This is a genomic window from Pseudomonas sp. Emmai (genome assembly GCF_055179735.1).
Window position 1 is genome coordinate 4426010 of record NZ_CM143685.1, and the last position, 24820, is coordinate 4450829.

Here is a 24820-nt window from a genome sequence, read left to right on the forward strand (position 1 = left end):
CTGCTTTTTTACGAGGTGAAACCATGCCCCTCTCGACGCTCGGCGATACCCAGGACTTCCACGCTTTCATCGACGCCTATCGCCGGCAGTACCCGGACGATGTGCTGACCGTTCAACAACAGCTTTCCGCCGACCAGGACGTCACCGCCCTGGTCGATGCCCTCGCCACACAAGGCCGCGACCCGTTGCTGATCTGCGAAAAGGTCGGCCAGCTCGGCGTGCCGGTGGCGACCAACCTGTTCGCCTCCCGGACCCGCATTGCACGAATCTTCGGCGTGACGCCGGCGCAGTTGCACGAAACTTTTCAGGCCCGAGCCAACCAGCCGATCCCGCCGCGCTACGTGGAAACCGGCCCGGTGCTGGACCAAATCTTCGAAGGCGAAGCGGTAGACCTGGCGCTGCTGCCGATGCTCAAGCACTTCGACAGTGATCGCGGGCCGTACATCACCAACGCGATCATCATTGCCGAAGACCCGGTCACCGGCATCGCCAACATGAGCTACCACCGCTCGATGCGCCATGCCCGCCAGACCCTCGCCACCAGCCTGCATTCACGGGGGCACCTGTGGCGCATGCTGCAAACCGCTCGCGAACGTGGCGAAGAATTACGCGTGGCCATGGTGGTCGGCGCCCACCCCTTGTTCATGCTCGCCGCCGCTGCACGCTTGCCCTACGGCAGCGATGAACGTGCGGTGGCCGGTGGCTTGTTCGGTTCGGCGCTGGAACTGGTCAAGACCCCGCGCTACGGCATCGGTGTGCCGGCCTACGCCGAGTTTGTGCTCGAAGGCGCCATCGACCCGGCGGCCTATGCCGAGGAAGGGCCGTTCGGCGAATTCAGCGGCTATTCCTCGGATCGCTCGACCAACAACGTATTGCGCGTCGACACCCTGATGCGCCGCAAGGACGCCTGGTTGGTGGACGTGGTCGGCGGGCGATATGCCGAACACCTGACCCTGGCGCGGCTGCCTCGTGAAGCGGAGATGAGCGAAAAGCTCAAGGCGCGTTTTCCTTCTGTCACCTCCGTCCACTACCCGAATTCCGGCACGCACTTTCATTGCTACGTGGCGCTGGATCAAAGTCGTGACGGCGAGGCGCGGCAGATCATGCTCGCCCTGCTCGGCTGGGACCCGTACCTGAAAACCGTGATCGCGGTGGACAGCGACATCGACATCACCGATGACAGCCAAGTGCTCTGGGCTTTGGCCACGCACTTTCAGCCGCATCAGGACATTTTCGTCATCGACGGCTTGCCCGGCAGTCCGCTTGATCCGTCGTCCTCGGTCAATGGCACCACTTCGCGCATGGGCCTCGACGCCACGCGCGGCTCAGGCTTCGACGGGATCAAGGCGCAATTGGATCAGGACGTGATCGAGCGAGCGCGCACCTTGCTCAAGAGCTACCAGTCATGAACCGTCAGCGGATGGTCGTCGGCATCAGCGGTGCGTCCGGGTTTATCTACGGCGTGCGCCTGCTGGAATTGCTCGCCGGACTGAACATCGAAACCCACTTGATCATCAGCCGTGCCGCGCTGCTGACCATGGCCCATGAAACCGACTACAAACTGGCCGACGTCACCGCCCTGGCCAGCCATTACCACCGGGCCGACGATGTGGCCGCCGGGATTGCCAGCGGTTCGTTTCGTTGTTTGGGCATGGTGGTCGCGCCGTGCTCCATGCGTACCCTGGCGGAGATTGCCACCGGCACGTCTTCGGGGCTGATCGGGCGTGCCGCTGACGTCACGCTCAAAGAACGCCGCACGCTGGTGTTGATGGCCCGGGAAACCCCGCTGACCCTCGCGCACCTGCGCAACATGACGGCCGTCACCGAGATGGGCGGGATCATCGCCCCGCCGGTGCCAGCCTTCTACGCCCGCCCGCACAACCTTTCGCAAATGGTCGATCACAGCCTCGGCCGTGTCCTCGACCTGTTCGGCCTCGATGCCGGTACCGCGCTGCGCTGGGGTGAACCCGGCCCAGTGGGCGCCGGCCAATCAGCAACACAGAAGGAGCTCGCATGAACAGCCCATTCAATGCCCCAACCCCGAACCGCAAAATCCCGGTGACCATCCTCACCGGCTTCCTCGGCGCCGGCAAAACCACCCTGCTGAACTACATCCTCAAGGAAAACCACGGACGCAAAATCGCCGTGATCGAAAACGAATTCGGCGAAGTCGGCATCGATGGCGACCTGGTGCTCAGCTCCGAAACCGAAGAAATCTACGAGATGGTCAACGGCTGCGTGTGCTGCACCGCCGAAGTCCGCGAAGACCTGGTGCGCATCGTCCGTGAACTGGTAGCGCGCCCGGTGCGCCTCGATCACATCCTGATCGAAACCAGTGGCCTGGCCGATCCGTACCCGGTGGCCCAGAGCTTTTTCATCAACGACCCGATTGCCGACGAAGTGGAACTTGATGCCATCGTGACCATGGTCGACGCCAAGCACATCGCCCAACATCTGGAGGATTTGCAGCTCGATGGCGTGGACAACCAGGCGGTGGATCAGATCGTGTGTGCCGACCGGATCGTGATCAACAAGGTCGATCTGGTCAGCGCCGCAGACGTGGAAGCGCTGCGGGGCAAGATTCGCGGGTTGAACGCCACGGCGGAGCTGGTGACGTCCAGTTATGCCGAGATCGACCTGACCAGAATCCTCGGGATCGGCGCGTTTGAATCGACTCAGAAGCTGATGGAAATCGGTTCGGAACACGACCATCACGCCGAAGAACACCATCACGACGAACCGGACCATGAGCACGACCCAAGCGTGTCTTCCGTCGGGATCGCCGTGGACGGCGCGGTGAACCTGGGCGCCTTTCATCGCTGGATCACCCAGCTACGCAACGAGCAGGCCGACACCCTTTACCGCATGAAAGGCGTGCTGTCGGTGGCGAATCAGGACCAGCGCTATGTACTGCAAGGCGTGCACAGCCTGGTGGAGTTCCGCGCTTCGACGGCGTGGGGCACGGAACCGCGCTCCAGCAAAATCGTGTTCATCGGCCGCGACCTGGACCGCGCGGCGCTGAACCAGGGCTTCGCCGCCTGCCTGGCAGGCTGAACACGGCATCGGAGCCGGTGGATGGCGGTTCCGGGCACACAGAACGAAAGGCTGATGCCGAACGCAAAACCCTGTGTGAGCGCGCTTTTGTGGCGTGGGGCAAGCCCCCTCGCCACAGAGTCAGCTCTCACAAGGAACGGCGGTGGTCGACTGATCACCCCCCGGCATCAGAACGAATACCCCTCTCTACAGCACAAAAACAGCAAGAGGTGTTTCCCCATGTCGTCAGCCACCACCGTCTCCACCGTGCACCCGGTCGATCAGATTCTGCCGGTCCGGCAAATGCTCACCCTCGGCCTGCAACACATGGCCGTCTCGTACATCGGCGCCATCGCCGTGCCGTTGATTGTCGCCAGCGCGTTGAAAATGTCCCAGGCCGATACCGTCGTGCTGATCAGCACCACGCTGTTCTGCTCCGGCATCGCCACCCTGTTGCAAACCGTCGGTTTCTGGAAATTCGGCGTGCGTTTGCCGATTCTCCAGGGCGTGGCGTTCAGCAGCGTCGGCCCGGTGATCGCCATTGGCACCAACCCACAGGTGGGGTTCGCCGGGGTCTGCGGGGCGGTGATCGGCGCGGGGATCTTTACCATGCTCGCCGCGCCGTTCGTGGGTCGATTGCGCCGGTTCTTCCCGCCAGTGGTGACCGGTTGCATCGTCACCGTGATCGGTTTGCAGCTGTTTCCGATTGCTTATGAGTGGGTCGGCGGCGGGCGCAACGCCAGCAATTTCGGCGCGCCGGCCTACCTCGCTGTCGCCGCCGTGGTGCTCGCGACCATCCTGTTGGTCAACCGTTACGGCAGCCCGATGATGCGCAACATGGCGGTACTCGTCGGCATGTTGGTCGGCGCCGGGCTGGCCTACGGGTTGGGCATGGGCAGTTTCCACAGCGTGGAGGAATCGCCGTGGCTCACCGTGCCCTACCCGTTCTACTTCGGCTTGCCGACGTTCAGCCTGATCCCGATTGCCACGATGATCGTGGTGATGATCGTGCAGATGGTCGAGTCCATGGGCCTGTTCGTGGCCATCGGCGACATCGTCGACAAACCGGTGGAAGAGAAACAAGTGATCAACGGCCTGCGCGCCAATGGCCTGGCCAGCACCATCGCCGGGATGTTCGCGGCGTTTCCGTTCATTGCCTTCATGGAAAACGTCGGGCTGGTGATTCTGACCGGCGTGCGCAGCCGCTGGGTGGTGGCGATCAGCGGCTTGCTGATGTGCTCGGTGGCGCTGGTGCCGAAGGCCGGGGCGATCATCGCGTCCATGCCCACCGCCGCATTGGGTGGCGCCGGGATCGCGATGTTCGGCGTGGTGGCGGCGGCCGGGATTCAGACCCTGGCCAAAGTCGATTACGAGCGCAATCGCTACAACGTGCTGATCGTCGGCTTCACCATCGCTGCCGCCCTGGTGCCGGTGCTCGCGCCGACCCTGTTTAAGCAAATGCCCGAGTGGTGCCAGCCGTTCCTGCACAGCAGCGTGGTGATCGCCTGCCTGGTGTCGGTGCTGCTCAACGCTGCGCTTAATGGCGTCAGCGTGCCCGATGCCCCCGCCAGTAACTCTGCCTCCCACATCCTCTGACCGGAGCCGACCATGACTCAACTGCAAAACATCCTGATCAAACACCCCGTGGCGGTGATGACCGGCCTGCGCGGCCCGCGTGCCCGGGCCGGCAATGTCGACATTCGCATCGTCAACGGCCGCATCGCCGAAATGGCCGTCGGACTGGAGGCGCAACCCGGCGAACGGGTAATCGATGCACGTAATTCGGTGGTCTATCCAGGCTGGATCAACACCCACCATCACCTGTTCCAGAACCTGCTCAAAGCCGTGCCCGAAGGTTTGAACCAGGACCTGCAAGGCTGGCTCGCCAGCGTGCCTTACCCGCGTCTCAACCGTTTTACCCCGCAACTGACCCGGATCGCCGCACGGCTGGGGATGGCGGAATTGCTGCTGTCCGGCGTCACCACCTGCGCTGATCACCACTACCTGTATCACGCCCATGGCAGCACCGAGAGCGGTGACCAGTTGTTCGACACCGCCGATGAATTCGGCCTGCGCTTCGTGCTGTGCCGGGGCGGCGCGCTGGAGTCGGCCAGCGCCCATCCGGGGTTCTCGAAAACCGCGCTGCAACCGGAATCGCTGGAGCAAATGGTTGGTGATATCGAGCGGCTCAAGTCTCGCTATCACCAGGACACACCCGATGCCATGCGCCGGGTCGTCGTCGCCCCGACCACCCCGACCTTCTCCCTGCCACCGACCTTGCTTCGGGAGTTGGCGCACACCGCACGCGGGCTCAATTTGCGCTTGCACACGCACCTGTCGGAGACGCAGAACTACGTGAACTTCTGCCGCGAGAAATACAACTGCCTGCCGGTGGAATTCGTCGCCGAACACGAATGGCTCGGCCCCGACGTCTGGTTCGCCCACGCCGTGCACCTGCAACCCGGGGAAATCCGCATGCTCGCGCAAACCGGCACCGGCATTTCCCATTGCCCGGTGAGCAATGCGCGCTTGGGCAGCGGTGTCGCGCCCGTGCCACAAATGGTCGAGGCCGGGGTGCCGATTTCGCTGGGGGTCGATGGTGTGGCGTCCAATGAATCCGGGAGCATGGTCGGCGAAGCGCACACCGCTTGGCTGATCCATCGCGCCGAACAAGGGGCCTCGGCGACCACCGCTGAAGAGGTGATCCACTGGGGCACGGCGGGTGGCGCGCAGGTGTTGGGGCTGGGCGCGGTCGGGACGTTGGAGATTGGCCAAGCTGCGGACTTGGTGATCTATGGCCTGGACCATCCACGGTTCTTTGGCTTCCACGACATTGCCGTGGCGCCGGTGGTCGCGGGGGAACCGATTGTCGTGCGTTACAGCCTCGTCGGCGGGCGCGTGGTGGTCGACGACGGCGTGATCCCGGGGCTGGATGTGGAGCGGATGCGCGCGCAAGCGTGGGATGGGGTGAGGCAGTTGATGGGCCAGGATGACGACTGAGCCGGACCAAAACGATCGCTCCCACGCTCCGCACTGAACCCCACCGCAATCATCGCTCCCACGCTCTGCACTGAATCCCACCGCAACGATCGTTCCCACGCTCTGCGTGGGAATGCAGCCCGGGACGCTCCGCGTCCCATCAAACGCCGAACGCAGAGCGTCCGTTGAGGCATTCCCACGCAAGAGCGTGGGAACGATCCGCAATGTAGGAGCTGGCGAAGGCTGCGAACTTTTGACGATGGCCGCCATGCATCTGGCCTTTCATAAGTTTTTTCGATACCCGCCCTACTCTGTTCTAAAGTTGATGGACACACCCACCCCACTTCAAGCAGTGTCCGGCCCTGGCTTTGTATGGAAACCCAGGCAGGTACAGGAGACAGCCGATGATTCTGGTCGCCCGCCCGTTGATCAGTGCCCCCGCGAAAAAAGGCACGGTACAGCTGTGGGTCGGGGTGTTCGGGCTCGACAATCCGGCGTCGCCGACGTTCTTCCTCGGCCCGACACCGACCACGCAGGCCCCGGCCGCACCCGCCGCCGACGAAAAACTTTATCCGATCGACGATGGTGTCAAGAACGCGGCTGAAAAACCGCTGAACCACCAGGGCGTGTTCACCTTCGCGCGCCTCGGCGCCGGGATTAATCACTGTTTCCGGCTAGTCGCCAACGGCGTGGAATATAACCTGGCGTTCGTCTCCCAACCCGATGCGGTGCCCGCCGACGGCGCCCCGCTCAACATTCTGCTGAGCTCCTGCTACTACCAGCCCAATGGCGATGACAAAGCCCTGGAAAACGCCGTCGCGCACCTGCCTTCTGGCTTCAAGCCACACTTGAGTCTGATGCTGGGCGATCAAGTGTATCTGGACGTGCCGGTGATCCCTTCGTGGCGTTTCAGCCTGGACGGCGTGCAGAAGCTGATCGGCCAGAAGTACTACAAGAACTGGTGCTCCGACTCGCTCGGCACCGGCGGCTTGCAATCGGTGCTCAGAACGGCGCCGACGGCCTGCATCCCGGATGACCATGAGTTCTGGAACAACTACCCGCTCGATCAGTTTCAGCTGCCGCCGCTGGCCTTTGTCGACAAGCAGGATTGGTCCAACACCGCCATGGATTTGTACGCCGGTTTCCAGTTGGGCGGGCCGGCCAGGACGCCCCAGGACATCCCCGGTTTCCAGCGTATCGAGGTCGATCCGCTGATCATCCTGATGCTCGACACCCGCACCCGACGCGATGAGGATTTCAAGCGCCTGATGCCCGACGATGCGGCGATGGCCCTGCAAAAATGGGCTGACGACCTGATTCAGGCCAAGCAGAACAACTCACCCAAAGTCGGTGTGTTGTCCGCCGGCCAACCCTTGTTTACCAAGCCGCCGGGGGACTTCAGCAAAAAGTACGTCGATGCCGACCTTGCCAACTATCAGCAGTTCGAATTGATCGAGGTGCAACTTGAGCGCCTGGCCAGCCAGGGCATTCCGGTGGTGTTCCTGACCGGCGATGTGCATTGGAGCCGCGTGTGCGCTGCCCGCCACGGCTCGCAACCGACGCCGATGTTGTACGAAGTCATCTGCTCGCCATCGACCATGATCCCGCGCTCGTCCCTGGCGGACATTGCAATGGACAAACTGCGCGGCAAGGATTGGCCCGGCTACCCCGCTGCGCCGGAGGAAAAGGACAGCCCGCACAAGTTCGGCAGCCGCAACAGCTTCATCGTGTCCCGCACCACCGAGGACAACTACTTCCAATGCAACGGCAATCAGATTGCCGTGCTGCAGTTGACCCGATCCGGGTTTGGCCTGGACATGAAAGTGACCTTTTTCGGGGTCAGTAACGACAACCGGCTCAAGCAACCCAAGTCCACCGCCAATTACCTCTTACGCTTTTATTGAATCGATCCGACAGGAGATCTGCCATGGCGCACGCGCGCAACTCTTCGGCAAAGGGTAAAAACCCGGATTTCGTACCACTCAAACGCACCAAGCAGGAAGGCAATGACGCCTGGGTTTTGCGAGCGATCCAGAAGCTCGACCTGGACCCGAAAGCCTGGTCGTTCATTGCGCTGTTCGGCGCCATCGATATCCTCGCGTTCCGGTTGCGAGTCGCCCAGTCGCACTTGCGCAACGACTTGCTGCCCTCGTATTGGTCCGAGGCCGCGTTCATCAACCTGGCACCGAGGTCGGCGGCCAAGACCACGGCGATCCATGTGCCACTGTTCCAGCCGGAACAGGCCGAGTTCGCCACCAAGCGCAACGGCGTGGTGGAACAACCCCTGAGCCACTTTGCCGATGCCGCCCATTGGGAAAACGTCTGCGTGATCGCGCTACCGGTGCCGCAGCAGACCATTCGCGAATCCATCGAGCGCTTCAAGCATTCGCGCTCGCCGGTCGACAGCCTGGAACATATCCTGCGCTGGCTCGCCTACGCCTGGGGTGCCGATCGCACGCCCAACCCGATCCATGAAGGCATCGGCATGCCCGGGGCGAGCATGTTGGAGGCGGTCTACAACACCGCGCAGTTCGACGTCACGCCGGGCCTGGAATCCCGGGCGGCATGCCCGGAATACCTGTGGATCATGGCCAAGTATTGGTATCCGTATTACCAGCAATTAGGTACCCAGCAGACACCGCGCGGGTTCTTCCATATCCAGCACAGCTACGACATCAAGGAAACCCGCTAAGGGATCGATGATTCACGCCGCGTTGGGGCGTGAACATTCGACGGGTTTTCAACTCAGGCCGCCAATTCACCGTCGGCAATTGCCTTCGATGCCGCCAACATCGCCCGCAACAACACCGCACACCCGGCCGCCAGGTCATCCGGCGCGGCGTTTTCGATTTCGTTGTGGCTGATGCCGCCTTCGCAGGGTACGAAGATCATTCCGGCCGGGCCGAGTTCGGCGAGGAAGATCGCGTCGTGCCCTGCCCCGCTGACGATGTCCATGTGCGACAAACCCAGCCCCTGTGCCGCGCCGCGGACCGCTTCGACGCAGCCCTTGTCGAAGTACAGCGGCGGGAAGTCGGCGGTCGGTGTCAGCTCGAACGTGAGGCCGTGTTCCTCACAGGTGGTTTCGATGACTTGGCGCACTTCGGCGATCATCGAATCCAGGCGCGCCGGTTCCAGATGGCGGAAGTCGAGGGTCATGCGCACTTCACCGGGGATGACGTTGCGCGAGCCAGGGTAGGCTTGCAGGCAGCCGACGGTGCCGCAGGCGTGGGGTTGATGGCCGAGGGCAGCGCGGTTGACGGCGCCGACGATCACAGCGGCGCCGACCAGGGCGTCCTTGCGCAGGTGCATGGGGGTCGGGCCGGCGTGGGCTTCGACGCCGCGCAGTTTGAGGTCGAACCATTTCTGGCCGAGGGCGCCCATGACGATGCCGATGGTTTTGTGTTCGTCTTCGAGGATCGGGCCTTGCTCGATGTGCGCCTCGAAATAGGCGCCGACGGCGTGGCCACTGACTTTGCGTGGGCCGGCGTAACCGATCGCGTTCAGGGCTTCGCCAACGGTGACGCCGTCGGCATCGACCTTGGCCAGGGTTTCTTCGAGGGTGAATTTTTCTGCGAACACGCCGGAGCCCATCATGCACGGGGCGAAGCGCGAGCCTTCTTCGTTGGTCCAGACCACCACTTCCAGCGGCGCTTCGGTTTCCACGCCGAGGTCATTGAGGGTGCGCAGCACTTCGACGCCGGCGAGCACGCCGAAGCAGCCGTCGAACTTGCCCCCAGTGGGCTGGGTGTCGATGTGGCTGCCGGTCATCACCGGTGGCAGGTTCGGGTTGCGGCCGGGGCGGCGGGCGAAGATGTTGCCGACGGCGTCGACAGTGACGGTGCAGCCGGCCTCCTCGCACCAATTGACGAAAATATCCCGGGCCTGGCGGTCGAGGTCAGTCAAGGCCAGGCGGCACACGCCGCCCTTGACCGTGGCGCCGAGCTTGGCCAGTTCCATGAGCGACTGCCACAAGCGGTCGCGGTTTATGTGCTGATGGGTGGATTGCAGAACGTCTACGGCAGCGTTCATGGGGATCTCCTCAGGCAGTTGTTATAGGTTTCTACAGGCATTTTTTGGGTGTTTTTGCGGCCGTCTTCGCGGGCAAGCCTCGCTCCTACAAGGGACTGTGCGAATCTGTAGGAGCGAGGCTTGCCCGCGAAGAGGCCAGCAATCACACCGAAGATTTCACAACCGACGGACTGGTCCGCATCGAACACAACCCGTAATAAATCAACCCGCCCAGCGCCGACCCGGTAAACCAGCCGTAGCTGTAGAACCAGCTGAACGCATCGCTACCCAGCGACAGCAACGTCAGCACCACCGGCACGCCAAAGGCGATAAACCCGAACCAGTTCCACGCCGGGTACACGTCATCGCGATAGAGCCCGGCCAAGTCCAGTTGCTGTTTCTTGATCAGGAAGTAGTCCACCACCATGATCCCGGCGATGGGCCCGAGCAGGCTGGAGTAGCCCAGTAACCAGTTGGAATAGACGGTATCCAGGCTCACGTCGGAGACGATCAGCCCGAGCTTTTTCAGCAACTCATGGCCCATCAGCAGCAACCCGACCAGACCGGTGAGCAGCACGGCTTTGGTGCGGTTAATCACTTTGGGCGCGATGTTCTGGAAGTCGTTGGTGGGCGAGACAATGTTGGCGGCGGTGTTGGTCGACAACGTGGCGATGATGATCAGCGCCATGGCCACCGCAACCCAGACCGGGCTCTGGATATGCCCGATCAGGCTGACCGGATCGGAGACAGTGACGCCTACCAGTTTCACCGACGCGGCGGTCATCACCACACCGAGGGCGGCGAACAGGAACATGGTCAGCGGCAAGCCGAAAATCTGCCCGAGGATCTGATCCTTCTGGCTTTTGGCATAGCGGCTGAAGTCCGGAATGTTCAGCGACAGCGTGGCCCAGAACCCGACCATCGCCGTCAGCCCGGCGGCGAAGTAACTGACCACGCTCGCACCCTCAGGGCGTTTGGCTGGAATTGCCAGCAGTTCGGTCATCGACACATTGGGCATCGCCCACACCAGCAGACCAATGCCGACCGCCACCAACAATGGTGCGGACAGGGTTTCCAGCCATTTGATCGATTCGGCACCGCGCAGCACCACCCACAGGTTCAGCGTCCAGAAGGTCATGAAACCGATGACTTCGCCGGTGCCGCCGAGGGATTTCCAGCCTTCGAATATCGAGCCCAGAAACAGGTGAATCGCCAACCCGCCAAACATCGTCTGAATGCCAAACCAGCCGCACGCCACCAGCGCCCGAATCAGGCACGGCACGTTGGAGCCGAGGATGCCGAAGGACGAGCGCAGCAACACCGGAAACGGAATGCCGTACTTGGTCCCGGCGAAGGCGTTGAGGGTCAGCGGGATCAGGACGATGAGGTTGGCAATAAGAATCGCCAGCAGCGCCTCGCCGACACTCAGGCCGAAATACGCGGTGAGCACGCCGCCGAGGGTATACGTGGGCACGCAGATCGACATGCCGATCCACAGCGCGGTGATGTGCCATTTGTTCCAGGTTCGTTCGTGCACCTTGGTCGGTGCCATGTCGTGGTTGTAACGGGGACTGTCGAGGACGTCGGTGCCGGCTTCGAGCTCAAACAAGCCGTCGCGCTCGGTCACTTGCGATCTGATCTGTTGCATGGCCGCTCCACTGTTCTTTGAATTATTTTTGCTCATCAGGGGCTGGCGCCTGGGGGGCACGAGCCGACGATGGCCGGAGGAACTGACAACTTTCATGGACCGGCCAAGGTGTCAGCGGCGGCATCAATAAACGTGCCGGGGTTCCCGCTGGCGCCTCTTGCTGTGCCATAAAACTTTGCTAAACAACTGATGCTTATCAGTTTTATTCATTCAACTATTGAGTCTTCGGTTACTTGCCACATCACTCAGGCCGAATGCGCAGCAAGTTGTCGGAACCGTCAGGACTCAATCTGGTGCATCCCTCTTTTTTTAAAACTTGCGCATCAACCATAGTCCATCCTCAAGCGGCTGATTTCACATAGGAAATCTGGTCTTTTTTTCGATCCTGTCAAGTGCGTCAAAATGGTGATCGGCCTCACCATTTTGGTGATTTCAGTTTTTAATCCTTATTAATCAATAAGTTAATATCGATATAAGCTTATGAAAATTATTCTTGCTCATTCGATAAACACCAGCTAGCGTCTATTCCTGACAGCGCTGACAGGAATACACCTGTTTGCGCCGGCTTCATATAAAACATTTAGAACCGGCATAAGTCGGTCATGCCTGCGAGGAACTCGGAATGTCTCTGTTGATCCGTGGCGCCACCGTTATTACCCATGATGAAAGTTACCGTGCTGATGTGTATTGCGCCGACGGCGTGATCAAAGCCATTGGTGAAAACCTGGATGTTCCCGCCGGTGCCGAAGTGCTCGACGGCAGCGGCCAATACCTGATGCCCGGCGGCATCGACCCCCACACCCACATGCAACTGCCCTTCATGGGCACCGTGGCCAGTGAAGACTTTTTCAGTGGCACGGCGGCGGGTCTGGCCGGGGGGACGACGTCGATCATCGACTTCGTGATTCCCAATCCGCAGCAGTCGTTGATGGAGGCGTTTCATCAGTGGCGCGGCTGGGCCGAGAAGTCGGCATCGGACTACGGTTTCCACGTCGCGATCACCTGGTGGAGCGAGCAGGTGCGCGAGGAAATGGCCGAGCTGGTCAGCCATCACGGCATCAACAGCTTCAAGCACTTCATGGCCTACAAGAACGCGATCATGGCCGCTGACGACACCCTGGTGGCGAGTTTCGAGCGCTGCCTGGAACTCGGCGCGGTGCCGACCGTGCATGCGGAAAACGGTGAGTTGGTCTATCACCTGCAACGCAAGTTGATGGCCCAGGGCATCACCGGGCCGGAAGCGCATCCACTGTCTCGCCCATCGCAAGTGGAAGGCGAAGCGGCGAGCCGGGCGATTCGCATTGCCGAAACCATTGGCACGCCGTTGTACATGGTGCATGTCTCGACCAAGGAAGCCCTCGACGAAATCACCTACGCTCGCAGCAAGGGGCAACAGGTCTATGGCGAAGTCCTCGCCGGGCATCTGCTGCTGGACGACAGCGTCTATCAACACCCGGACTGGCAGACCGCCGCCGGTTACGTGATGAGTCCGCCCTTCCGCCCGCGCGGCCATCAGGAAGCGCTTTGGCATGGCCTGCAATCCGGCAACCTGCACACCACCGCGACCGACCATTGCTGCTTCTGCGCCGAGCAAAAAGCCGCCGGCAAGGACGATTTCAGCAAGATCCCGAATGGCACCGCCGGCATCGAAGACCGCATGGCGGTGCTCTGGGATGAAGGGGTGAACACTGGACGGTTTTCGATGCAGGACTTCGTCGCCCTCACCTCCACCAACACCGCGAAGATCTTCAACCTCTACCCGCGCAAAGGCGCGATACGCGTTGGCGCTGATGCGGACCTGGTGCTGTGGGACCCGGAAGGCACGCGCACCATCTCCGCCAAAACCCACCATCAGCAGGTGGATTTCAACATCTTCGAAGGCAAGACCGTGCGCGGTGTGCCCAGCCATACCGTCAGCCAGGGCCGCGTGGTCTGGGCCGATGGCGATCTGCGCGCCGAGCGCGGGGCCGGGCGGTACGTCGAACGGCCGGCGTATCCGGCGGTGTTTGATTTGCTGAGCAAGCGGGCTGAGTTGAATAAGCCGGTTGCCGTCAAGCGTTGACCCATGATCGTTCCCACGCTCCGCGTGGGAATGCAGCCCGGGACGCTCCGCGTCCCATTGGAACGCAGAGCGTCCCTTGAGGCATTCCCACGCGGAGCGTGGGAACGATCAACCCACTGCCCACCAGAGGCAGACACCTCAAAAACCATGAGGCCTTAAACCGTGATCAAGACCCTGAACCACCTCCCGCATCCCTACGAGAATGCGGCCGCCCTCGCCGGTCATTTCACCGACCTGGCGCCGCCGCTCAACGACCGTCAGGCCCATCTGGAAGCTTCGCGCTGTCTGTATTGCTACGACGCGCCGTGCGTGAATGCCTGTCCGAGCGAGATTGATATTCCGTCGTTCATCCGCAATATCCACACGGAAAACGTCCAGGGCGCCGCGCAGAAAATCCTTTCGGCGAACATCCTTGGCGGCAGTTGCGCCCGGGTTTGTCCGACGGAAATCCTGTGTCAGCAAGCGTGTGTGCGCAACAACGATCATGAGTGCGCGCCAGTGTTGATCGGCCTGCTGCAACGCTACGCCGTGGACAACGCGCACTTCAGCGAACACCCGTTCCAGCGCGCCGCCGCCACCGGCAAGCGCATCGCCGTGGTCGGTGCCGGCCCGGCCGGTTTGTCCTGCGCTCACCGCAGTGCCATGCACGGCCATGACGTGGTGATTTTCGAAGCCCGGGAAAAGGCTGGCGGCCTCAATGAATACGGAATCGCCAAGTACAAACTGGTGGACGATTACGCCCAGAAAGAACTGGATTTCCTGCTGCAAATCGGCGGCATCGAAATCCGTCACGGGCAGAAACTTGGCGAAAACCTGACCCTCAGCGAACTCCATCAACAATTCGACGCGGTGTTCCTCGGCCTGGGCCTGGCGGCGAGCAAACAACTCGGGCTGGATCACGAGGACGCGCCGGGGCTGCTCGCCGCCACCGATTACATCCGCGAACTGCGCCAAGCCGATGACCTGACGCAACTGCCGCTGGCCGACCGTTGCATCGTCCTCGGCGCCGGCAACACCGCGATCGACATGGCGGTGCAAATGGCGCGTCTTGGGGCTCATGACGTCAATCTGGTCTACCGCCGTGGCGTCGAGGACATGGGCGCCACCGGTCACGAACAAGACATTGCCAAGGCCAACCAGGTGCGTTTGCTGACCTGGGCACAACCGGAACAAGTGCTGCTCGATGATCAAGGCAATGTGCGCGGCATGCGTTTCGCCCGCACGCACATGGTCGACGGTCGCCTGCAAACCACCGGGCAAACCTTCGAACTGGCCGCCGACGCGATCTTCAAAGCCATCGGCCAGGCCTTCGACGGCAGCGCCCTCGCCGACCCGCTGGCCCGGGAACTCAAGCGTCAGGGCGAGCGCATCCACGTGGATGAAAACCTGCGCACCAGCATCCCCGGCGTGTATGCCGGTGGCGACTGCACCAGCCTCGATCAGGACCTGACCGTGCAAGCGGTGCAACACGGCAAACTCGCCGCCGAAGCGATCAACGCCCAACTCATGCTCAACGTGGAGGCTGCGTAAATGGCCGATCTCTCGATTGTCTTCGCCGGCATCAAAGCCCCCAATCCGTTCTGGCTGGCCTCCGCGCCACCCACTGACAAAGCCTACAACGTGGTCCGCGCCTTCGAGGCTGGCTGGGGCGGCGTGGTCTGGAAAACCCTGGGGGAAGACCCGGCGGCGGTCAATGTGTCTTCGCGGTACTCGGCGCACTTCGGGGCCAACCGCGAGGTCATGGGCATCAACAACATTGAGCTGATCACCGACCGTTCGCTGGAAATCAACCTGCGGGAAATCACCCAGGTCAAAAAGGACTGGCCGGACCGGGCTCTGATCGTGTCGCTGATGGTGCCGTGCGTCGAAGAGTCGTGGAAATTCATCCTGCCGCTGGTGGAAGCCACCGGGGCCGACGGCATCGAGCTGAACTTCGGCTGCCCCCACGGCATGCCGGAACGGGGCATGGGCGCGGCGGTCGGTCAGGTGCCGGAGTACGTCGAACAGGTCACCCGTTGGTGCAAGACCTATTGCTCGCTGCCGGTGATCGTCAAGCTCACGCCGAACATCACCGACATCCGCGTCGCCGCCCGTGCGGCCCACCGTGGCGGCGCCGATGCGGTGTCGCTGATCAATACGATCAACTCGATCACCAGCGTCAACCTGGAACAAATGGTCGCCATCCCCACCGTCGGCCACCAAAGCACCCACGGCGGGTATTGCGGCTCGGCAGTGAAGCCGATTGCGCTGAATATGGTCGCCGAAATCGCCCGCGACCCTCAGACCCAGGGCCTGCCGATCTGCGGCATTGGCGGCATCGGCAGTTGGCGCGACGCGGCGGAATTCATCGCCTTGGGCAGCGGCGCGGTGCAGGTGTGCACCGCGGCGATGCTCCATGGGTTCCGCATCGTCGATGAGATGAAGGACGGTTTATCGCGCTGGATGGACAGTCAGGGCTACGCCAGCATCGCGGACTTTTCCGGGCGCGCGGTGGGTAATACGACGGATTGGAAGTACCTCGACATCAACTATCAGGTGATTGCCAAGATTGATCAGGAGGCGTGTATTGGTTGTGGCCGTTGCCATATTGCGTGTGAAGACACGTCGCACCAGGCGATTGCCAGCCTCAGGCAGGCCGACGGGACGCATAAATATGAAGTGATCGATGATGAGTGCGTGGGCTGCAATCTGTGCCAGATTACCTGCCCGGTGGCGGATTGCATTGAGATGGTGCCGATGGATACGGGCAAACCGTTTCTGGACTGGAATCATGATCCGAGAAACCCCTACCACGTCGCCCTGTAACTGATCGTTCCCACGCTCCGCGTGGGAATGCCTCAAGGGACGCTCCGCGTTCCAATGGGACGCAGAGCATCCCGGGCGGCATTCCCACGCGGAGCGTGGGAACGATCGGCTTACGGCTCCAACCCGATCCCGCGCAATATCACACTGGTCACCGTCTGCACCGCCCGTTCGAACTGCATGTCCGACAACGGCTGATGGTCATTCAGGATATTCACCTGATGATCAAAGTCGGCGTAATGCTGGGTCGAGGCCCAGATCATGTACAGCAGCGCCGAAGGCTCCACCGGCAGGATGCGTTTGTCCTCCACCCACTGGCGAATTTTCGCTTCTTTCATCTTGGCCCAGTCGTACAGGCTCACGTCCAGCGCCTCGCCCAAGGTTGGCGCGCCGTGAATGATCTCGTTGGCCCAGACTTTCGAACCGTACGGCCGGCTGCGGGAATGGTTCATCTTGGCGCGGATGTAGCTGCTGAGCACCACGCGCGGGTCGTCGAACATTTCAAAGCACAGGGCGTCCTGCTTCCACACTTCCAGCAGGTCGAACAACACCGCGCTGTACAGCTCACCCTTGGTGCTGAAGTAGTAATGCAGATTGGAGCGCGGCAGTTGCACTTCGGCGGCGATGTCCGCCATGGCGGTGCTGCCGAAGCCTTTTTCGGCGAAGACCTTCTCGGCCCCCAGCAGGATTTTCTCGACGTTACTGCGACGGATCTCGATCTTGTGATTGCCCATGAGGGCTCCCTGACAACAGCGTTGCCCAAGACTAGCATCCGCTCTGGGTCGCGGCGACAGGCCTTTTTCACTTCCCCGGGGAAAACCGATTGGGTAGCATCCGCCGCACTTTCCCGCCGCGATGGATCACCCGCCGTGAACATTCGACCTCGCGTTGCCACCGACGACGCCGCCCTCGCCACCCTGTGGGAACGCTCGGTGCGCGCGACCCATGACTTTCTGAGCGAGGACGATGTTCAGTTCTTCCTGCCGCTGGTGCGCGATGCCTACCTGCCGGCGCTGACGGTGTGGGTCGCGCAAGACCCGGACAGCACGCCCGCCGGCTTTATCGCCACCGGCGACAACATCGTGCAGATGCTGTTTATCGAACCGTCGCAACGGGGCCGGGGCATTGGCCGCCAGTTGCTCGACCACGTCAAAGCGCTGCACACGACCCTGCGCGTCGACGTCAATGAACAGAATCCCCAGGCCCATGGCTTCTATTTGCACTATGGTTTTGAACAGACCAGCCGCTCGCCCACCGATGGCGAAGGTCGGCCGTTCCCCATCATTCACCTGCAACTACGCCCGGCGTAAACATTTCCCGGCGCACAGCGTTCATGCTTAAGTGACGCCCATTAATCTGCCCAGAAGGTAACTGACCATGCTGCTGAAAAAAGCCCTGACCACCGCCGCCCTGCTCGGCTCCCTGCTCGCCGCTTCGTCGGTGTTCGCCCATGCCCATCTGAAAAGCCAGGTTCCGGCGGCCGACAGCACCGTTAGCGCGCCGACGGAATTGCGCCTGGTGTTTTCCGAAGGGGTTGAAGCGACCTTTACCAAAGTGACCATCAACGGCGTACCAGCGAAAAAACTGGCCACCGAAGGCAGCGACAAGAAAACCCTGATCGTTACCCCTGACGCGCCGTTAACGGCGGGTGAGTACAAGGTCGAATGGCACGCGGTGTCGGTCGATACCCACAAAAGTGAAGGCGCCTACAGCTTCAAGGTTGGCCAGTAATTCATGACCGACGCGCTGGTGCTGTGCCGCTTCCTGCATTTTGTGGTGGTGTTGATGCTGTTCGGGGCCTGGGTGTTCCGGCCGCTGTTGCTGAACGCTGACGCCGACCCTCTGGATCGACAACTGGCGCGCATCACTCGCTGGCTGACCGTCGTGGCCTTGGTCAGCGGCGGGACCTGGCTGCTCCTGATCACCGCCAGCATGGCCGGGGCCTGGGATGCGGCGTTCGATCCGTCGACCTTGAGCCTGGTGCTGCGCAATACGTTTTTCGGCCAGGTGTGGAGTTGGCACCTGCTGCTCAATGCCGTGCTGCTCGTGTTGCTGCTGACGCCGCTGCGCGCGAACGTGCCGCTGAGGCTGATCGTAAGCGGCTTGCTGCTCGCGACCCTGGCGCCGGTCGGCCATGGCGCGATGCTTGACGGGCTCAGCGGCCAGTTGCTGATCCTCAATCAGATCATCCATCTGACCTGCGTCGGTGCGTGGCTCGGTGGGTTGATGCTGTTGGTGATGATCCTGCGCCAGCCGAACGGCCACGGGCTGAGCACGATACTGCGGCGCTTTAGCGGAGTCGGTTATGGCTTGGTGGCGGGACTGGTGATCACCGGTTTGATCAACGTTCGCGTGTTGACCGGGGCGTTTTGGCCGACACCGCTGTTGTCCGGGTTTGCCTTGATTCTGTTGATCAAGGTCGTGCTGGTGGCGGTGATGCTGGGGCTGGCGCTGTTCAATCGGTTGCGGATCAAGGATTGCGAACAGCGGGTTGGCGCGCTTCAAACCAGTGTGCTGCTGGAGTGGTTGCTGGGGATGGGCGCGGTGGCGGCGGTTTCGTTGCTCGGTACCCTGCCGCCGATGATTACCGGTTAACCCTGTAAGAGCGAGGCTTGCCCGCGAAAGCGGTGTGTCAGGCAACATTGATGTCGGCTGACAGTCCGCCTTCGCGGGCAAGCCTCGCTCCTACCCGGGCCGGTGCGTTTCAGGGGATATCGGTATGCCCTTCTGCGGCCGTATCAATGCTGACCACCACCGACATCCCCGGCCGTAACCGCTCACTCTGCTCCTGCCCCTCATCCACCGTAATCCGCACCGGCACCCGCTGGGCGATCTTGACGAAGTTACCGGTCGCATTGTCCGCCTGCAACAGGCTGAACTCCGACCCCGTGGCCGGCGAAATCCGCTGCACCTTGCCCTTGAATTTACGATGGTCGAGCGCGTCGACGGTGAAGCTCGCCGGTTGGCCGACGCGCACGTCGTCCATCTGGGTTTCCTTCATGTTGGCGATCACCCACAACTGGTTCGGCACCAGTGCCATCAACTGCGCGCCGGAGTTGACGTAGGCCCCGAGGCGCACGCCGATCTGCCCGAGTTGGCCGTCACGCGGGGCAATGACGCGGGTGTTGGACAGGTCAATGCGCGCCAGTTGCACCGCCGCTTCGGCGCTGGCCACTGCCGCCTCCAGCGAGCCGCGATTGACGATCACGGTTTGCAAATCCTGCCGGGCAATTTCCAGGTTAGCCTGGGCCTGGGCCACGGCGGCGATGGTCTGGGCGTTGGCGGCCAGGGTCACGTCCAGTTCGCGCCTGGACACCGAGCCGTCATTGATCAGCTCTTTGTTGCGCCGCAGATCGGCTTCGCTCTTGCGCTGCTGGGCCTGACTGTCGGCGACCGCTGCCTGACGCAACTTGATGGTCGCTTCGGCGCTGTTGCGTTGCTGCACCACGTTGGCCAGCGCGGCTTTCTGCACCGCCAGTTGCGCCAGGGACTGATCGAGGTGTTGCTTGTAGATCCGGTCATCGAGACGCACCAGCAAATCGCCGGCCTTCACAAACTGAAAGTCGGTCACCGGCACTTCGTACACATAACCGCTGAGTTGCGGGCCGATGATCGTCACCTGGCCGCGCACCAAGGCGTTTTCCGTGGTTTCCACAGCACTGCTGAACGGCGGCAATTGCCAGGCATACAACACAATCAGCACACCGATGATGGCAATCGCCGCGAAGCCCATGGACGAGATGATCCGCACCCGCAGCGAACGCGGTTCGGTGGCCGGCGTGGACGGTGGCGCCACGCCTTCAGGGGTGGCGGCGATGGCATTGGTGGTCGTGGTGGTCGGTTCAGTCATGAAGAAGTGGCACCGCTGGGTTGAACGGAAGGAGTGGCAGGCGCTGGGGCGACGGCTTGGGTGGTGCTCATCAGCCACAGGGCGCGAATCGAAATCCAGATCATGGTCAGCACCGCAATCACGGCGATCAGCATGAACACATCGTTATAGGCCAGCACGTTGGCCTCGCGGGTGGCGGCGGTGGCCAGGCTGCGAATGCCTTGCAGGTTGCGCAGGCTCGGGTCGGCGATCATCGAGCCCACCGCATTGCCGCCGCTCTGCACCCGTGCCGCGACACGCGGATCAAGCAGGGTCAGGTGTTCAACGATATTGCTGGAATGGAATTTTTCGCGAACGCTCTGGAACGTGCCCAGCAGCGCCGCGCCGATCAAGCCGCCGAGGTTCTGGCAGATCCCGAACAGCACCGAAAAACTCACCAGATTGCGCGGATTGGTCAACACCCGGCGCGTGCCCAGGACCATGGTCGGGCCGAGGAAAAACGTGCCGCCGAAAGCCAGCAGGAACTGGCTGATGTACATGTTTTCCGGGCGGGTCAGGTTGTTCGAGTAGCTGTCCATCACCGAGCCGACCGCCATCAGCGCCAGGGACACGATCAGCGGCATAAACAGGTGTTTGGGGTCGATGGTCAGGGCGCTGGTGGCAAGACCTGCGATGCTGCCGAGCAACATCACCACATAGAGGCTGTGCAGTTGCTGGCTGCTCATGTTCAGCATCTGCATGAAGCCGACCGCGCCGGTGGATTGCTCAGACAACACCATGCGAATCAGGATCACCGCCAGGGCCAGGCGAATCATCACGCCGCTGCCGAGCCAACGGGTCATCAGCATCGGGTTGCTGCGGTTATGTTCGATGGCCAGGCCGGCGAGGATCAGCACGATGGACGCCGCCGACGCGACGCCGATCCACGGCGCTTCCAGCCACCAGTCGATACGTCCCAGGGACAGCACGGCGCACAGCAGGGCCACGCCGCTGGCAAGGATGGCGAAGGTCAGGAAGTCGAGCTTTTCGAAGGTCTTGAAGCGGTCGCCCGGCGGCAACTTGAGCAGGAACACGCAGCCCAGCGTCAGCAGCGCCATGCCCAATTCGAACAGGTACAAGCCGCGCCATTCAGCGATTTGCATCAGGTCTTCGGAGAACAATCGCGCCAGCGGCAACGCCAGTTGCGACGCCCCCAGGCCCAGCACCAGCGCCTTCATCCGCCATTTCGCCGGGAAGGCCTGGATCATGTAATACAGGCCCAACGAACTCAGCGCCGCGCCGACCATGCCGTGGGCCGCGCGCACGGCGATCGCCGAACTCAGGTCGTTGACGAACAGATGGCCGAAGGTCACCAGGGCGTAGAGCACCAGGAACACTTCGGTGAACGCACGCAAGCCGAACTGCTGGCGAAACTTCACCAGCAGCAGGTTCATCGAGACGTTGGTCATCACGTAGGCCGCCGGCAGCCAGGCCATCTCGGCGGTGGTCGCGCCGAGCGCGCCTTGCAGGTAAGGCAGGTTGGCAATCACCAGCGAATTGCCGAGGCCACCGGTCAACGCCACCAGCAAACCCACCAGCGCATAGGCCAGGCGCTTGGGGTTGGAGTGATCGGGCGTCGAAGGAGAACCGGGCAAACTGGGCCGTTCGTGGGGTTGCCAGTTGCGCGGGGCGTAGTGATCCATTCAAGGGCCTTGTGTTGAGATGGCGCCAGTTTGCCGCAAAATCGTCGGGCAAAACACACATCCCTGTGGGCATCGCACCTGTGGCGAGGGAGCTTGCTCCCGCTGGAGTGCGTAGCGCTCCCAGTATTTTTGGTCTGCTTCGCAGCCCAGCGGGAGCAAGCTCCCTCGCCACAGTCATCTTTCACTCGACATCGATATCGACTGGGACGACGTCTTCGCGGGCAAGCCTCGCTCCTACAAGTCGTGCGCTCGCCCCATGTCATCGTACAACTTCTGATTGACAACCCCGCAAAGCCACGCAAATAATCGCCGCCATGTTGTACGACGACGTATAACAAACAATAAAAACAACAAGAAACAAAGGGAAGTCACAGTGAGCAAACTCGTCCGTCATTCCGCCGTCTGCACCCCTCGCCCGACCTTCATCCGCCGCCACACCCTAAGCCTGATCGGTTGCAGCAGCCTGGCCCTCGCCTTGCCCATGACTGGCCACGCCGAAGGTTTTGTCGACGACGCCAGCGCCACGCTGAACCTGCGCAATGCCTACTTCAATCGCAACTTCACCAACCCGGCCTACCCCCAGGGCAAGGCTGAAGAGTGGACGCAAAGCTTTATCCTCGACGCCAAGTCCGGCTTCACCCAAGGCACCGTCGGTTTCGGTGTGGATGTGCTGGGCCTGTACTCGAAGAAACTCGACGGTGGCCAAGGCACCGGCGGCACGGGACTGCTGCCGCTGGATCACGACGGGCGCCCGGCGGATAACTTCGGCCGCACCAACGTGGCGTTCAAGGCCAAGGTGTCGAGGACCGAGTTGAAGGTCGGCGAGTGGATGCCGGTGCTGCCCGTCCTGCGCTCGGACGACGGCCGCTCCCTGCCGCAAACCTTCCGCGGCGGCCAGGTGACGTCCAGCGAAATCGATGGCCTGAAGCTCTACGGCGGCCAGTTCCGCGCCAACAGCCCACGCAACGATTCGAGCATGGACGACATGTCGATGAACGGCAAAGCGGCGTTCACCTCGGATCGCTTCAACTTTGGCGGCGGTGAATACACCTTCAATGAAAAGCGCACCCTCGTCGGCGTCTGGTACTCGGAACTCAGCGACATCTATCAGCAGAAATATTTCAACCTGAGCCACAGCCAACCCATCGGCGACTGGACCCTGGGTGCCAACCTCGGCTACTTCATCGGCAAGGAAGACGGCAGCGCCCTGGCCGGCGACCTCGACAACAAAACCGCGTTCGCCATGCTCTCGGCCAGATACGGCGGCAGCACCTTCTATGTCGGCCTGCAAAAACTCAGCGGCGACGATGCCTGGATGCGCGTCAACGGCACCAGCGGCGGCACCTTGGCCAACGACAGCTACAACTCGAGCTACGACAACGCCAAGGAAAAATCCTGGCAAGTGCGCCACGACTACAACTTCGTCGCCCTGGGCATTCCCGGCCTGACCCTGATGAACCGCTACATCAGCGGCGATAACGTGCACACCGGGGCGATCACCGACGGCAAGGAATGGGGCCGCGAAAGCGAACTGGCCTATACCGTGCAGAGCGGCGTGCTGAAGAACCTCAACGTCAAGTGGCGCAATGCGAGCATTCGCAAGGACTTCAGCACCAATGAGTTCGATGAGAACCGGATTTTTGTGAGCTATCCGATTTCGTTGTTGTGAGGCGAGCACTGGCATAAGGAGCGACTCAATCCCTGTGGCGAGCGAGCTTGCTCGCGCTGGAGTGCGAAGCGCTCCCAACTATTTTGGGTCTGCTGCGCAGCCCAGCGGGAGCAAGCTCCCTCGCCACAGGGCAGGTGCTTTACTCAAGACCGACGTTGTAACCCTCCGTCCATTTCAACCACCAACGCGTTGACAACCACCGGAAAGGCTAACGATACTCCGCCCAAGTCATACGACAACTTACAACAACTGCAATGACTCTGAATTCAGGAATTTCCATGACCACGACATCCCCTGCCCCTTTCAATCGCCTGCTGCTGACCGGTGCCGCCGGTGGCCTCGGCAAAGTCCTGCGCGAAACCCTGCGCCCTTATGCCAACGTGATTCGCCTGTCGGACATCGTCGACATCACCCCGGCCATCGATGACCGCGAAGAAGTCGTGACTTGCGACCTCGCCGACAAGCAGGCCGTGCATCAACTGGTCGAAGGCGTGGACGCGATCCTGCACTTCGGCGGGGTGTCCACCGAGCACTCGTTCGAAGAGATCCTCGGCGCCAATATCTGCGGCGTGTTCCACATCTACGAAGCCGCGCGTCGGCATGGCGTGAAGCGGGTGATTTTCGCCAGCTCCAACCACGTCATCGGTTTCTACAAGCAGGACGAAGTGATCGACGCCCGCTCCCCTCGCCGCCCGGACAGCTACTACGGTTTGTCCAAGTCCTACGGCGAAGACATCGCCAGTTTCTACTTCGATCGCTACGGCATCGAGACCGTCAGCGTGCGCATCGGCTCCTCGTTCCCGGAACCGCAAAACCGCCGCATGATGAGCACCTGGCTGAGCTTCGGCGACCTGACCCAATTGCTCGAACGCGCGCTGTACGCGCCGAATGTCGGCCACACCATCGTCTACGGCGTGTCCGACAACAAGAACGTCTGGTGGGACAACCGTTACGCCGCTGGCCTGGGCTACGTGCCACAGGACAACTCCGAAGTGTTCCGCGACAAGATCGAAGCGCAACCAATGCCGGCCGCGGATGACCCGGCGATGGTTTACCAGGGTGGCGCGTTTGTCGCGTCCGGTCCGTTCGGCGATTGAGCCAACCTCCA

Annotated in this window: 20 protein-coding genes; 15 read left to right on the top strand and 5 right to left on the bottom strand. The window is 61.8% G+C overall.

Annotated elements, in window-relative coordinates:
- Nucleotides 1-23 precede the first annotated feature (23 nt).
- The 7 genes from ACY4LX_RS20355 (at nucleotide 24) to ACY4LX_RS20385 (ending at nucleotide 8704) form a co-directional block, all read left to right on the top strand.
- A complete protein-coding gene (locus tag ACY4LX_RS20355) occupies nucleotides 24-1409 on the top strand; it encodes a UbiD family decarboxylase (RefSeq protein WP_463257608.1) in 1386 nt (461 codons plus the stop codon).
- Nucleotides 1406-2017: a UbiX family flavin prenyltransferase gene (locus ACY4LX_RS20360; protein WP_463257609.1), complete on the top strand. Its 612-nt coding sequence runs from the start codon at nucleotides 1406-1408 to the stop codon at nucleotides 2015-2017. Before ACY4LX_RS20355 ends, ACY4LX_RS20360 begins: the two co-directional genes overlap by 4 nt.
- Nucleotides 2014-3054, top strand: a complete 1041-nt coding sequence (locus tag ACY4LX_RS20365; RefSeq protein ID WP_463257610.1) for a CobW family GTP-binding protein — start codon at nucleotides 2014-2016, stop codon at nucleotides 3052-3054. Before ACY4LX_RS20360 ends, ACY4LX_RS20365 begins: the two co-directional genes overlap by 4 nt.
- A gap of 219 nt (nucleotides 3055-3273) precedes the next feature.
- Nucleotides 3274-4629, top strand: a complete 1356-nt coding sequence (locus ACY4LX_RS20370) for a nucleobase:cation symporter-2 family protein (RefSeq protein ID WP_149661415.1) — start codon at nucleotides 3274-3276, stop codon at nucleotides 4627-4629.
- A 12-nt stretch (nucleotides 4630-4641) separates the two neighbouring features.
- Complete coding sequence (locus ACY4LX_RS20375; RefSeq protein WP_463257611.1) at nucleotides 4642-6033, top strand: amidohydrolase family protein; 1392 nt, start codon at nucleotides 4642-4644, stop codon at nucleotides 6031-6033.
- A 383-nt stretch (nucleotides 6034-6416) separates the two neighbouring features.
- A complete protein-coding gene (locus ACY4LX_RS20380; RefSeq protein ID WP_463257612.1) occupies nucleotides 6417-7916 on the top strand; it encodes a metallophosphoesterase family protein in 1500 nt (499 codons plus the stop codon).
- A gap of 23 nt (nucleotides 7917-7939) precedes the next feature.
- On the top strand, nucleotides 7940-8704 hold the full coding sequence (locus ACY4LX_RS20385) for a hypothetical protein (protein WP_463257613.1): 765 nt from the start codon (nucleotides 7940-7942) through the stop codon (nucleotides 8702-8704).
- Nucleotides 8705-8757: 53 nt separating this feature from the next.
- On the opposite strand, the gene ACY4LX_RS20390 is transcribed toward ACY4LX_RS20385, so the two are convergent.
- Together ACY4LX_RS20390 and ACY4LX_RS20395 are read right to left on the bottom strand one after the other, a co-directional pair.
- Complete coding sequence (locus ACY4LX_RS20390) at nucleotides 8758-10041, bottom strand: Zn-dependent hydrolase (RefSeq protein WP_149661411.1); 1284 nt, start codon at nucleotides 10039-10041, stop codon at nucleotides 8758-8760.
- A 142-nt stretch (nucleotides 10042-10183) separates the two neighbouring features.
- Nucleotides 10184-11668: an NCS1 family nucleobase:cation symporter-1 gene (locus tag ACY4LX_RS20395; protein WP_463257614.1), complete on the bottom strand. Its 1485-nt coding sequence runs from the start codon at nucleotides 11666-11668 to the stop codon at nucleotides 10184-10186.
- Nucleotides 11669-12290: 622 nt separating this feature from the next.
- Here ACY4LX_RS20395 and hydA point away from each other — a divergent pair.
- The 3 genes from hydA (at nucleotide 12291) to preA (ending at nucleotide 16535) form a co-directional block, all read left to right on the top strand.
- The gene (hydA, locus tag ACY4LX_RS20400) at nucleotides 12291-13730 is read left to right on the top strand and encodes a dihydropyrimidinase (protein ID WP_463257615.1); all 1440 of its coding nucleotides are present in this window, start codon (nucleotides 12291-12293) and stop codon (nucleotides 13728-13730) included.
- Between the two features lie 162 nt (nucleotides 13731-13892).
- A complete protein-coding gene (locus ACY4LX_RS20405) occupies nucleotides 13893-15260 on the top strand; it encodes an NAD(P)-dependent oxidoreductase (protein ID WP_149661408.1) in 1368 nt (455 codons plus the stop codon).
- Nucleotides 15261-16535, top strand: a complete 1275-nt coding sequence (preA, locus tag ACY4LX_RS20410) for an NAD-dependent dihydropyrimidine dehydrogenase subunit PreA (protein WP_149661407.1) — start codon at nucleotides 15261-15263, stop codon at nucleotides 16533-16535.
- A 110-nt stretch (nucleotides 16536-16645) separates the two neighbouring features.
- On the opposite strand, the gene ACY4LX_RS20415 is transcribed toward preA, so the two are convergent.
- Entirely contained in the window at nucleotides 16646-17266 is a 621-nt protein-coding gene (locus tag ACY4LX_RS20415; protein WP_149661406.1) for a TetR/AcrR family transcriptional regulator, read from the bottom strand.
- A gap of 135 nt (nucleotides 17267-17401) precedes the next feature.
- Here ACY4LX_RS20415 and ACY4LX_RS20420 point away from each other — a divergent pair, with 135 nt between their 5' ends.
- The 3 genes from ACY4LX_RS20420 (at nucleotide 17402) to copD (ending at nucleotide 19127) form a co-directional block, all read left to right on the top strand.
- Nucleotides 17402-17842, top strand: coding sequence for an acetyltransferase (locus ACY4LX_RS20420; protein WP_463257616.1), 441 nt, complete (start codon nucleotides 17402-17404; stop codon nucleotides 17840-17842).
- A 67-nt stretch (nucleotides 17843-17909) separates the two neighbouring features.
- A complete protein-coding gene (gene copC / locus ACY4LX_RS20425; RefSeq protein ID WP_149661404.1) occupies nucleotides 17910-18263 on the top strand; it encodes a copper homeostasis periplasmic binding protein CopC in 354 nt (117 codons plus the stop codon).
- A 3-nt stretch (nucleotides 18264-18266) separates the two neighbouring features.
- On the top strand, nucleotides 18267-19127 hold the full coding sequence (gene copD / locus ACY4LX_RS20430; RefSeq protein ID WP_463257617.1) for a copper homeostasis membrane protein CopD: 861 nt from the start codon (nucleotides 18267-18269) through the stop codon (nucleotides 19125-19127).
- 109 nt (nucleotides 19128-19236) lie between these two features.
- Here copD and ACY4LX_RS20435 read toward each other — a convergent pair whose 3' ends face one another.
- Nucleotides 19237-20382, bottom strand: coding sequence for an HlyD family secretion protein (locus ACY4LX_RS20435; protein WP_463257618.1), 1146 nt, complete (start codon nucleotides 20380-20382; stop codon nucleotides 19237-19239).
- Nucleotides 20379-22043, bottom strand: a complete 1665-nt coding sequence (locus ACY4LX_RS20440; RefSeq protein WP_149661401.1) for an MFS transporter — start codon at nucleotides 22041-22043, stop codon at nucleotides 20379-20381. Before ACY4LX_RS20440 ends, ACY4LX_RS20435 begins: the two co-directional genes overlap by 4 nt.
- Nucleotides 22044-22416: 373 nt before the next feature.
- Here ACY4LX_RS20440 and ACY4LX_RS20445 point away from each other — a divergent pair, with 373 nt between their 5' ends.
- A complete protein-coding gene (locus ACY4LX_RS20445) occupies nucleotides 22417-23712 on the top strand; it encodes an OprD family porin (protein ID WP_463257619.1) in 1296 nt (431 codons plus the stop codon).
- 278 nt (nucleotides 23713-23990) lie between these two features.
- A complete protein-coding gene (locus tag ACY4LX_RS20450) occupies nucleotides 23991-24809 on the top strand; it encodes an NAD-dependent epimerase/dehydratase family protein (RefSeq protein ID WP_149661400.1) in 819 nt (272 codons plus the stop codon).
- Nucleotides 24810-24820: the final 11 nt, after the last annotated feature.

What these genes read in the sequence shown, in the direction of transcription:
- ACY4LX_RS20355 (WP_463257608.1), top strand. Translation starts at nt 24, where the DNA reads ATGCCCCTCTCGACGCTCGGCGATACCCAGGACTTCCACGCTTTCATC.
- ACY4LX_RS20360 (WP_463257609.1), top strand. Translation starts at nt 1,406, where the DNA reads ATGAACCGTCAGCGGATGGTCGTCGGCATCAGCGGTGCGTCCGGGTTT.
- ACY4LX_RS20365 (WP_463257610.1), top strand. Translation starts at nt 2,014, where the DNA reads ATGAACAGCCCATTCAATGCCCCAACCCCGAACCGCAAAATCCCGGTG.
- ACY4LX_RS20370 (WP_149661415.1), top strand. Translation starts at nt 3,274, where the DNA reads ATGTCGTCAGCCACCACCGTCTCCACCGTGCACCCGGTCGATCAGATT.
- ACY4LX_RS20375 (WP_463257611.1), top strand. Translation starts at nt 4,642, where the DNA reads ATGACTCAACTGCAAAACATCCTGATCAAACACCCCGTGGCGGTGATG.
- ACY4LX_RS20380 (WP_463257612.1), top strand. Translation starts at nt 6,417, where the DNA reads ATGATTCTGGTCGCCCGCCCGTTGATCAGTGCCCCCGCGAAAAAAGGC.
- ACY4LX_RS20385 (WP_463257613.1), top strand. Translation starts at nt 7,940, where the DNA reads ATGGCGCACGCGCGCAACTCTTCGGCAAAGGGTAAAAACCCGGATTTC.
- ACY4LX_RS20390 (WP_149661411.1), bottom strand. Translation starts at nt 10,041, where the DNA reads ATGAACGCTGCCGTAGACGTTCTGCAATCCACCCATCAGCACATAAAC.
- ACY4LX_RS20395 (WP_463257614.1), bottom strand. Translation starts at nt 11,668, where the DNA reads ATGCAACAGATCAGATCGCAAGTGACCGAGCGCGACGGCTTGTTTGAG.
- hydA (WP_463257615.1), top strand. Translation starts at nt 12,291, where the DNA reads ATGTCTCTGTTGATCCGTGGCGCCACCGTTATTACCCATGATGAAAGT.
- preA (WP_149661407.1), top strand. Translation starts at nt 15,261, where the DNA reads ATGGCCGATCTCTCGATTGTCTTCGCCGGCATCAAAGCCCCCAATCCG.
- ACY4LX_RS20415 (WP_149661406.1), bottom strand. Translation starts at nt 17,266, where the DNA reads ATGGGCAATCACAAGATCGAGATCCGTCGCAGTAACGTCGAGAAAATC.
- copC (WP_149661404.1), top strand. Translation starts at nt 17,910, where the DNA reads ATGCTGCTGAAAAAAGCCCTGACCACCGCCGCCCTGCTCGGCTCCCTG.
- copD (WP_463257617.1), top strand. Translation starts at nt 18,267, where the DNA reads ATGACCGACGCGCTGGTGCTGTGCCGCTTCCTGCATTTTGTGGTGGTG.
- ACY4LX_RS20435 (WP_463257618.1), bottom strand. Translation starts at nt 20,382, where the DNA reads ATGACTGAACCGACCACCACGACCACCAATGCCATCGCCGCCACCCCT.
- ACY4LX_RS20440 (WP_149661401.1), bottom strand. Translation starts at nt 22,043, where the DNA reads ATGGATCACTACGCCCCGCGCAACTGGCAACCCCACGAACGGCCCAGT.
- ACY4LX_RS20450 (WP_149661400.1), top strand. Translation starts at nt 23,991, where the DNA reads ATGACCACGACATCCCCTGCCCCTTTCAATCGCCTGCTGCTGACCGGT.